We start from the raw sequence: 8,549 nt of genomic DNA, 5'->3' as shown, positions 1-8,549 counted from the left end.
CACCAAGTGGATAAAACATCTTTGATATTGGATGTGATCGGTTCCCTTCAAGCCGACGCAGCCGACCGGCAGCGTGTCCGACATCGCGACGATGAAGCTGCCGCGCGGGCGGCGCATGTCCTTGGCGTCGGGGTCGCGCGACAGCGAGACGTCGAATCCCTGGCTGAAGCGGCGGCCGAGCTCGGCATAGTACTCGCCGAGGCAATAGCGTGCTTCCTCGCACCGCGGATCCATCTCGTCCAGCGCCACGCGCTCGCGCGTCAGTGCCGAGGCGATCAGGTCCATCGCCGCCAGCAACGCATCGCGTTGCGAATGTTGCGCGAGGAAGCCTTCGGCCTGCGCGTTGGACAACGCCTCGTAGGCTGCGAACTCGCGCTTGCCGGTGCGGGTCAATGTCGCGACCCGCCGGCGCGCATCGTCCTGATGCGCTTCGGTCTCGACCAGCCCTTCGTCCTCGAGACTGCGCAGGAGGCGGCTCATCAGTCCGGAATCAAGGCCGAGATAGTCACGGATCTCCGCCACGTCGGAGCGGCCATGCCCGATCGCATTGAGCACGCGTGCTGCGCCGAGTGGCCGGCCACGGCCCAGGAACGAGGTGTCGAGCGCGCCCACCGCGGAGGTGACAGCGCGATTGAAGCGGCGAACGCGGGAGATAGGGTCGAGCATGATGTCTGACTTTAGTCAGATATATTGGCCTGTCAATCCGGCGCGATGATATGCGGATCTCCAGCCCCGAAATAGGCGTAGCGCTTCGGCATTCGTTCAGCTGCCGTCGGAATTTGACGTGAGAGCGGTGTGCAGCTTCGGGAGACAGTTCCACGCCATCACGAATGCATTGTGATTTGTGCCTGTGCGGCGGACGGCTACCATGCGCCAGGCTGCCGTGACACATTCACGAACCAGCACAGCAAGCGGAGACGACATGAGCGGGCAGGAACGCAAGGTCAAGGGATCGGATCTATTCGTCGCGGCGCTGGAGAACGAAGGTGTCGACAAAATCTTCGGCATTCCCGGCGAGGAGAACTTGGACCTGGTGGAATCGCTGCGCGCTTCCAGGATCGAACTGGTCCTGACCCGTCACGAGCAGGCCGCCGCCTTCATGGCCGCCACATATGGAAGGCTGACGGGCAAGCCCGGTGTTTGCCTGTCGACGCTCGGCCCCGGTGCTCTCAACCTGTCGACCGGGGCCGCCTATGCGCATCTCGGTGCCATGCCGATGATCCTGATCACCGGCCAGAAGCCGATCATGAGCAGCAGGCAGGCGCGCTTCCAGATCGTGGACGTGGTCGCGACCATGAAGCCTCTGACGAAGCTGTCGCGTCAGATCGTCAGCGCATCCAGCATTCCGACCGTGGTGCGCGACGCCTTCCGCGTCGCGATGGAGGAGCGGCCCGGCCCTGTCCATCTCGAACTGCCAGAGGACGTCGCCGGCGACGAAGTGCCCGCGGTCCCCGTGATCCCGGTCCATCCGATCGAGATCCCGGTCGCCCATCGTGCGGCGCTTGATCGCGCTGCCGAGATGATCCTGGCAGCCGAGCGTCCGCTGGTGATGATGGGCGCGGCAACCAGCCGGCCGCGGTCGACACACGGCATTGCGAGTTTCGTGCGCCGCACCGGCATCCCGTTCTTCACGACGCAAATGGGCAAGGGCACCGTGCCCGGCGGCACCAATCTCTACATTGGCACGGCCGCGCTGTCCGAGCGTGACTACGTCCATGACGCCATCGACGCCGCCGACCTGATCGTCGCCATCGGCCACGACCCGATCGAGAAGCCGCCTTTCATCATGGGACCATCCGGGCTGAAGGTCATTCACGTCAGCTATACTTCGGCCAGCGTCGAGCAGGTCTACTTTCCGGACGCCGAGGTCGTCGGCGATGTCGGCCCGAGCCTCGAGCTGCTGGCGGATCGGCTCGAAGGCAAGCTGCCGCAAGCGGCAGCGCTGCTGCCGCTACGGGAGGAAATCCTGGCTCACATCGCCGATCGCGCCACCGAGGCGCGCTGGCCGCCGACGCCGCAGCGCATCGTGCACGACATCCGCCAGGTGATCCCCGAGAACGGCATCGTCGCGCTCGACAACGGCATGTACAAGATCTGGTTCGCGCGCAACTACCGCACGCGCCTCGCCAATACGCTGCTGCTCGACAACGCGCTGGCGACTATGGGGGCCGGCCTGCCGTCGGCGATGATGGCCGCGATGCTCTATCCCGACCGCCGCGTGCTCGCGGTCGCCGGCGACGGCGGCTTCATGATGAACAGCCAGGAAATGGAGACGGCGGTCCGCCTCAAGCTCAATCTGGTCGTGCTCGTGCTTGAGGACAACGCCTATGGCATGATCCGCTGGAAGCAGGCCGTCGATCAATTCGCCGATTACGGCATGACCTTCGGCAATCCGGACTTCGTCCTCTATGCGAAGGCCTATGGCGCCAAGGGCCATCGCATCGAGAGCATCGACAGCTTTGTCCCGACGCTCGACGCTGCTTACAGGGAAGGCGGCGTGCATCTGGTCTCGATCCCGATCGATTATTCGGAGAACGTGCGGGTACTCGTCGACGAGCTCAGGGCGCATAAGAAATCGAAGGCGTGAAAGCGATAGTCTCGTGCCCCGTCCGGGACACGAGAGGATGGCCAAACTTGTGTCGCGGTCTCATATCGCAGACACTTGCAATCACCACACCAACCACAGGAATATCAAATGACCCGCGTTCGTTGTGTCACAGAGATGGGCATGGGCGTCGACGTTCACGGCCGGGACGCCACCAAGGCGGCGAAGCGCGCGGTATCGGATGCCATCAGGCATTCCAGCCTCGGCTTCTTCCGCATGATCGGCAAGACCGCCAACGACATGTTCGTCGACGTCACGATCGGCGTGCCCAATCCCGAGGCGGTGGACAAGGAAGCGGTTGCGAAGGAGCTGCCTTACGGCACCGTGACCGTCACTGCGGTCAAGGGCGGGCTGGAGATTCCCTCGGCCACGGAAGTTGCCAACGATCCCATCCTCATCGCCAATGCGGCCGTGATCGTCAGCTTCGACAAGGACTAGGCCAATGTCCGACAGCGACGAGTCGCTGCTGGATCACCCGATCTGGAGCGCGCTGACGACGAGCCAGAAGCACCTGGCCGAAGGTGGCGCCCGCGCTCTGCGCTATCCCGTCGACATGACGCCGTTTGCTGATATGGCCGACATGTCCGAGGCGAGCTTTGCCGCGCTCGGCGACCTCATGTCGGGCTCGCAGGTCGCGGTGCTGTTCACGCCCGAGCCGGTCGAAATTCCCGCCGGCTTCAAGGTGCTGCTCGCCCAGCCCGGCGAGCAGATGGTCGGCTCGCCCGCCGACACTCCGCTGCGTGATGCCGAGATCGTCCGCCTCGGCCCGACCGACGTTCCCGCCATGATGGAGCTGACGGAGCTGACCAAGCCCGGGCCGTTCGCGGCGCGGACGCATGAGCTCGGCACCTTCCTCGGCATCCGCGTTCGCGGCGAGCTGGTCGCCATGGCCGGCGAGCGAATGAAGCCGGGCAATTTCACCGAGATGACTGCGGTCTGCGTGCATCCTGATCATCGCGGTCGCGGTTACGCGCAGGCGTTGCTCGCCGCCATCGCGCGCCAGATCGAGGCGCGCCGGGAAATTCCGTTTCTGCACGTGTTCTCGAGCAATACCTCTGCCATTGCGCTGTACAAGCGGCAGGGCATGCGGATTCGACGCCGCCTGCAGGTCACCGTGCTGATGAAGCAGGGATGAGCTGCACTGCGGGCTTCATATCCGCCGAATTCGCGCTATATCGATCCCAACCACGATAGGGGGAAGCACATGGACGCCAGAACGCCTGATTTTTCCGCCGTACGGACGGCAATGCAGCGCTATGTCGATCAGGAGATCATTCCGGGCGCATCCTGGGCCGTGCTGCGCGGACGCGATATTGTCGACCAGCAATGCGTCGGCTTTGCCGATCGCGAGGCCAGCACGACGCTTCGGCCAGACCATATCTTCCGCGCGTTCTCCAACACCAAGATCTTCGTCACCTGCGCCATCATGCTGCTCGTCGAGGAAGGCCGCATCGGGCTCGATGATCCCATCGAAAAAGTCCTGCCGCAACTCGGCAATCGCAAGGTGTTGAAGCAGGGCGCGACGAGCCTCGCGGACGTCGAGGCCGCAAAAGGCCCGATCACGATCCGGCAACTTCTGACCCACACCTCCGGCCTCAGCTACGGCATCTTCGATCCCGGCACGGTGCTGTTCAAAGGCTACAACGATGCGCGAGTGCTCAATCCGTTGACGGCACTCTCGGACCTGATCGACAAGCTCGCCGATCTGCCGCTGTCCTATCACCCTGGCACGGCCTGGGAATATTCGGTCGCGACCGACGTGCTCGGCCGTGTCGTCGAGGTCGTCTCGGGCCAACCGCTCGACGCCTTCCTCAAGGCGCGCATCTTCGATCCGCTCGGTATGACCGACACCGGTTTCCATGTCCCCGAGGCGCAGCAGGGCAGGCTGGTCGCGCTCTACAACGGCGCCGACGTGCTCGACCCGATGAAGCCGGGTCTCACCCGTGCCGACAATCTGCCGTTTCCACAAGCCTATCGGCGCCCGTTCCCGAGGCTCTCGGGCGGCGGCGGTCTGGTCTCGACCTTGCCCGACATGCTCGCACTGGTGCGCGCGCTGCTGCCCGGGTCTGACGCGCTGCTGAAGCCGGAGACGCTGCGGCTGATGATGACGAACCAGCTCCCGGCAGGGCAGACCATCCGTTTCGCCACCCTGGGTCCGATCCCCGGCAAGGGCTTTGGTCTTGGTGGCGCCGTCACCTTCGCGCCGACGCCCCTCGATCCCCCGAACTCGACCGGCGAATTCCAATGGGGCGGCCTCGCCGGTACCCATTGGTGGATCTGCCCCGAGGCCAATACCGCGGGCGTGTTGATGGCCCAGCGCTACATGGGCTTCTGGAATCCGTTCTTCTTCGAGTTCAAGCGCCTGGCATACCGGGCGGTGGGAGGCTGACAAAGCCGGCGGTCAACGTTTCTCCGGGATGAAACGAGCGGGAGACACAGTCTCCCGCTCGTCATTCGTGTCAGTCCTTCCAGGGATCGAACTCGCCTTCGCCGGCCATGGCGACGGCGAACGGCCGCAGCGTGTGCAGCACCTTCACGGTGCCGGCGTGCTGCGCCAACACGTCCGGCAGGCGGCGATAGGCCATCGGGCTCTCGTCGAGGTCGGCACCGATCAAGGTGACGCCGCGCTCGTTGAGCCACCGGTCCATCTCCGCACGCGAGAAGCGGCGCTTTGCTTCCCGTCGACCGAACAAGCGGCCGGCACCGTGCACGGTCGAGTAGAGCGAGGCCCGGGCTTCCGGGCTGTCGACGCCTTCGAGGATCACGGCGTCGTCGCCCATGGAGCCGCCGACGAATCCCTTCTGGCCGGGAAACGCCGGTGTCGCACCCTTGCGCACCACCCACAAATCCTTGCCGTCGTGGGTCTCACGCCAGGCATAGTTGTGGTGGTTGTGCACGCTCTCGGTCACGCTGCCGCCGATGATCTGGCGGACGCGATCGACGACCCACTCGCGGCCCGCATGGGCATAACGCCCGGCGAGCTGCATCGCCGCGATGTAGCGGCGTCCGAGCTCGCTATCCTCGTCGACCACGGCGGGCGGGACGTTCATGCCGTCCTTGCCGCCGGCGGCCTTGAGGTAGCGCGTCGCGGAGGTGTGCCCGAGGCCGCGACTGCCGAAGTGGACGCCGATCCAGACGAAGCCTTCCTCGTCGCGCATGAGGTCGACATAGTGGTTGCCCGATCCGACCGTGCCGAGCTGGGCCACGGCCTTCTGGCGGTAGGACTCCATATCGCTCTCGCGCCAGGCATCGCCGTCGTCGAACAGGTCGTGCTCGGCCCGTTCGGCATTGGCGCGGCCGACACCGAACGAGATCACCTTGGCGACGTCGCGGATGATCGTCGGCACGAGGCTCGCGATGTCGTCGAAACGCGTGTCGAGCCGGGCCGCCATGTTGCCGCAGCCGATGTCGAAGCCGACGCCGGAGATGCTGATCTGCTTCTCGTAGGCGATGACCCCGCCGACGGGCTGGGCGTAACCAAGATGGCCGTCGGCGCATATCACGCCGGAGACCACGTTGCCGACCGCCATGCAGTTGCGCATCTGCGCGACGGTCGCATCCTCGTGCGGGCCGAAGATCTTCAGCGGCGCATTCTGGAAGCGGGCATCCTGCATCCGGAACTCGGCGATCGAGCTCGCGGTCGCATTGGCCTCGCGGGCAAGATGCTCCTTGCGCGCGGCGTCCTTGTACAGGCACCAGGCCGGCTGGCCGCGTCCTTCGCCGACGCGCGAGTCGGGATCGACACCGGCGGCGAGGCAGAGCTCACGGGCGCGTTCCATGTAGGGATCGGGTCGTCGCATGGTCGTGGGTCCTTGTCATTCCACGCGCACCATAACGGGGCGGGCGGATCATTTCAGAGATTTCGCTGGCCCCGGGCGCGGCTCGCGTCCGGGGCCGTTGTCGTCGCGCATCAGTTCAACGCTGTCTCCGATGCCGCGATCCACGCGACCACGGCTTCGGAGAAGCCGTTGACGCGCGTCCAGGCGCCGTGGCCGACACCATGCTGATACGAGGCCACGTTGACCATGGTGCCGCGCGCCCTGGGCTCGGGCACCTGGTCGTGGCTCTGCTCGTCGGTGAAGACGATCAGGCGATCGCCCTTGCGGTCGATCTCCGTCACGGCCTTGCCGAGATAGGTTCCGCCGTGGGGCTGCGAGTTGATGATCGCGTCCCTCAGCGCGAAGCCGCGGCGGGACGGGACCTTCACCACCTCATTGCTGAAGGTGAAGATCTCGACCTCGTCGCAGATCTCGCGCGCGAGGATGGCAAGGCCACACGCGGCCTCCGCGCGCGTCATTTCCGACTGCGCGGAGAGTGTCGCGAACATCGAGCCCGACACGTCGATCAGGAGCCGCGTCCGGCCCGGAAGCCGCACATGGTCCTTGACCGACTTGAGCATCGCAGCCTCGAGCTCGGGCTCGAAGTCCGGCGCATAGCGCGCCGCGGTGATGAAGCGATAGGGCAGGATACGATCCGTCCGCATCGCCTCGATCGCGCCTGCGATGGTCTCGCGCGGGACCTGCGCGTTCTGCATCAGCCGCAGATTGCGCAAGAGCGCCAGGCCGCCGAGCTTCTTCTCGGAGATCAGCCGCTCGAAGGTCTCGCGCTTGCTCTTGCCGGCGGAGAGCGAAACCTCCCAGGTATCGGGGGAGGCGAGCTCGCCATCGACGAGCTGCTTCCACACCTTTTCCTGCTCGGCATCCTTCGGCTTGGCGTGCACCAGGAACAGCACGTCCCTGATCCGCACCGCGCCGTCGCGGTCCCACTTGGCGAGCTGATAGGCGTCGAACTTGGTCAGCGCGCGGGCAAGACCCTTCTTGACCTGCGCGGAGACCGGCTGACGCTTGCGCTGCTGCATCGGCCCCAGCGCATCCGCCCAGTAGATCGCGAGCAGCTCCGTCATCTCGTCGGGGCGCTGGATCACCTGCGCGAGCGTGTCGGCCACGAGCGCGCGGTGCTTCTCGCTGCGCGCCATCTCGCGGATGACGAGCAACGGCGCGTGCCGCAGCTTCATCACCTCGCGCGCCTCGATCGCGAGCTGCGCGACCTTGGCGGGCCCGACCTTGGGCACCAGGGCCTTGATGCGGTCGGCGATCGCAACGCCGTCCTCATAGAACTGGTCCTCCCACAGAAGGCAGTTCATCAGCGCGCGCTTCAGCTCCATCTCGGGCGTGAAGCGAATTGCGCGCGCGCCCTCCCGCGTGAAGGCGCGAACGATCTTGTTGAGCCTGACCATGATGGCCTCCTCTTAGGTTGATGGGCATGGAAACGGGTGCCGGGGAACAGGCGAGGCTGTACTGCCTTTGCGGGCAAGTCACATGCTCTACCGCTGAGCTACGGACTTTCGTCCGGAAGGAGTCGAACCTTCGACATTGCGATCCGAAGTAACAGCACTCTTCACCACCGGCGGTGGTCAAGGGAACACGATCCGGGAACGGGCGATTGCTGTACCCGACGAGCCGAAGCTCGCCGGAAAGCGCTCTCTCCACTGAGCTACCGGTGCATGGGACACCGGGCGGGATTCGAACCCGCGACCTCTCGCGCTGCAGGCGAAGTAACAGAAATCTTCACCACGGATCGTGTAGGGGTTGGCGGGGAACGGGCGATGCTGTTGTCGCTCCGAGGAGCAAGAACTGAGCTACGGCATTTCAGCCGGCGAGATTCGAACTCGCGACCTCCGTCCTGGCAAGCCGGGACGGCGCTCTACCGAAGTAACAGACATCTTCACCACCGCCAGGCCGATGCTGTCGCACCGGCCGTTGAGGGGTACGCTGGGGAACGGGCGATATCGGCTTCAGTGACGACAACGCAGGACCGTCCTTGCGGATGGACCTGCGCCGGGCCGCGTGCGTACCTTTTCCGAGGCCGCATCCCGGTGCGTGTGTCAAAGGCGGGAGGCATCACCCGCTTTGCCTTGCGGAGAAGTATCCGACATCTTCACCAC

The 8,549-nt window shown here is 65.1% G+C and carries 7 protein-coding genes and 2 tRNA genes; 4 read left to right on the top strand and 5 right to left on the bottom strand.

Going from position 1 to position 8,549, the window contains the following annotated elements:
• Positions 1 to 666, bottom strand: a 666-nt coding sequence (locus JHD07_RS19465) for a MarR family winged helix-turn-helix transcriptional regulator (protein ID WP_291624781.1), incomplete at its 3' end; no start/stop codon positions are given.
• A 256-nt stretch (positions 667 to 922) separates the two neighbouring features.
• Here JHD07_RS19465 and JHD07_RS19460 point away from each other — a divergent pair.
• The 4 genes from JHD07_RS19460 to JHD07_RS19445 all read left to right on the top strand — a co-directional run bounded on the left by JHD07_RS19460 (position 923) and on the right by JHD07_RS19445 (position 4,994).
• Positions 923 to 2,587: an acetolactate synthase large subunit gene (locus tag JHD07_RS19460; protein WP_291624779.1), complete on the top strand. Its 1,665-nt coding sequence runs from the start codon at positions 923 to 925 to the stop codon at positions 2,585 to 2,587.
• A 108-nt stretch (positions 2,588 to 2,695) separates the two neighbouring features.
• Positions 2,696 to 3,043 (top strand): Lin0512 family protein, encoded by a 348-nt coding sequence (locus JHD07_RS19455; RefSeq protein WP_018646107.1) that lies wholly within the window; start codon positions 2,696 to 2,698, stop codon positions 3,041 to 3,043.
• Between the two features lie 4 nt (positions 3,044 to 3,047).
• Complete coding sequence (locus tag JHD07_RS19450; RefSeq protein WP_291624761.1) at positions 3,048 to 3,740, top strand: GNAT family N-acetyltransferase; 693 nt, start codon at positions 3,048 to 3,050, stop codon at positions 3,738 to 3,740.
• 69 nt (positions 3,741 to 3,809) lie between these two features.
• Positions 3,810 to 4,994 (top strand): serine hydrolase domain-containing protein, encoded by a 1,185-nt coding sequence (locus JHD07_RS19445; RefSeq protein ID WP_291624759.1) that lies wholly within the window; start codon positions 3,810 to 3,812, stop codon positions 4,992 to 4,994.
• A gap of 70 nt (positions 4,995 to 5,064) precedes the next feature.
• Here JHD07_RS19445 and JHD07_RS19440 read toward each other — a convergent pair whose 3' ends face one another.
• From JHD07_RS19440 to JHD07_RS19425, 4 genes are all read right to left on the bottom strand, one after another.
• Positions 5,065 to 6,405 (bottom strand): RtcB family protein, encoded by a 1,341-nt coding sequence (locus JHD07_RS19440; protein WP_291624757.1) that lies wholly within the window; start codon positions 6,403 to 6,405, stop codon positions 5,065 to 5,067.
• Positions 6,406 to 6,515: 110 nt separating this feature from the next.
• The gene (locus JHD07_RS19435) at positions 6,516 to 7,841 is read right to left on the bottom strand and encodes a TROVE domain-containing protein (RefSeq protein ID WP_291624754.1); all 1,326 of its coding nucleotides are present in this window, start codon (positions 7,839 to 7,841) and stop codon (positions 6,516 to 6,518) included.
• Positions 7,842 to 7,948: 107 nt separating this feature from the next.
• Positions 7,949 to 8,105: transfer RNA gene (locus tag JHD07_RS19430), tRNA-Arg, on the bottom strand.
• A 4-nt stretch (positions 8,106 to 8,109) separates the two neighbouring features.
• Positions 8,110 to 8,188: transfer RNA gene (locus tag JHD07_RS19425), tRNA-Cys, on the bottom strand.
• Between the last annotated feature and the right edge of the window lie 361 nt (positions 8,189 to 8,549).

Origin of the sequence: Bradyrhizobium sp. (genome assembly GCF_016462955.1) — a bacterium.
GTDB lineage: Bacteria > Pseudomonadota > Alphaproteobacteria > Rhizobiales > Xanthobacteraceae > Bradyrhizobium.
Note: the sequence above shows the minus strand (reverse complement) of the source record. Positions and strands in the feature narration are given on the sequence as shown.

Excerpts from the sequence above, each read along its gene's own strand:
- JHD07_RS19460 (WP_291624779.1), top strand. The coding sequence starts at position 923 with ATGAGCGGGCAGGAACGCAAGGTCAAGGGATCGGATCTATTCGTCGCG.
- JHD07_RS19455 (WP_018646107.1), top strand. The coding sequence starts at position 2,696 with ATGACCCGCGTTCGTTGTGTCACAGAGATGGGCATGGGCGTCGACGTT.
- JHD07_RS19450 (WP_291624761.1), top strand. The coding sequence starts at position 3,048 with ATGTCCGACAGCGACGAGTCGCTGCTGGATCACCCGATCTGGAGCGCG.
- JHD07_RS19445 (WP_291624759.1), top strand. The coding sequence starts at position 3,810 with ATGGACGCCAGAACGCCTGATTTTTCCGCCGTACGGACGGCAATGCAG.
- JHD07_RS19440 (WP_291624757.1), bottom strand. The coding sequence starts at position 6,405 with ATGCGACGACCCGATCCCTACATGGAACGCGCCCGTGAGCTCTGCCTC.
- JHD07_RS19435 (WP_291624754.1), bottom strand. The coding sequence starts at position 7,841 with ATGGTCAGGCTCAACAAGATCGTTCGCGCCTTCACGCGGGAGGGCGCG.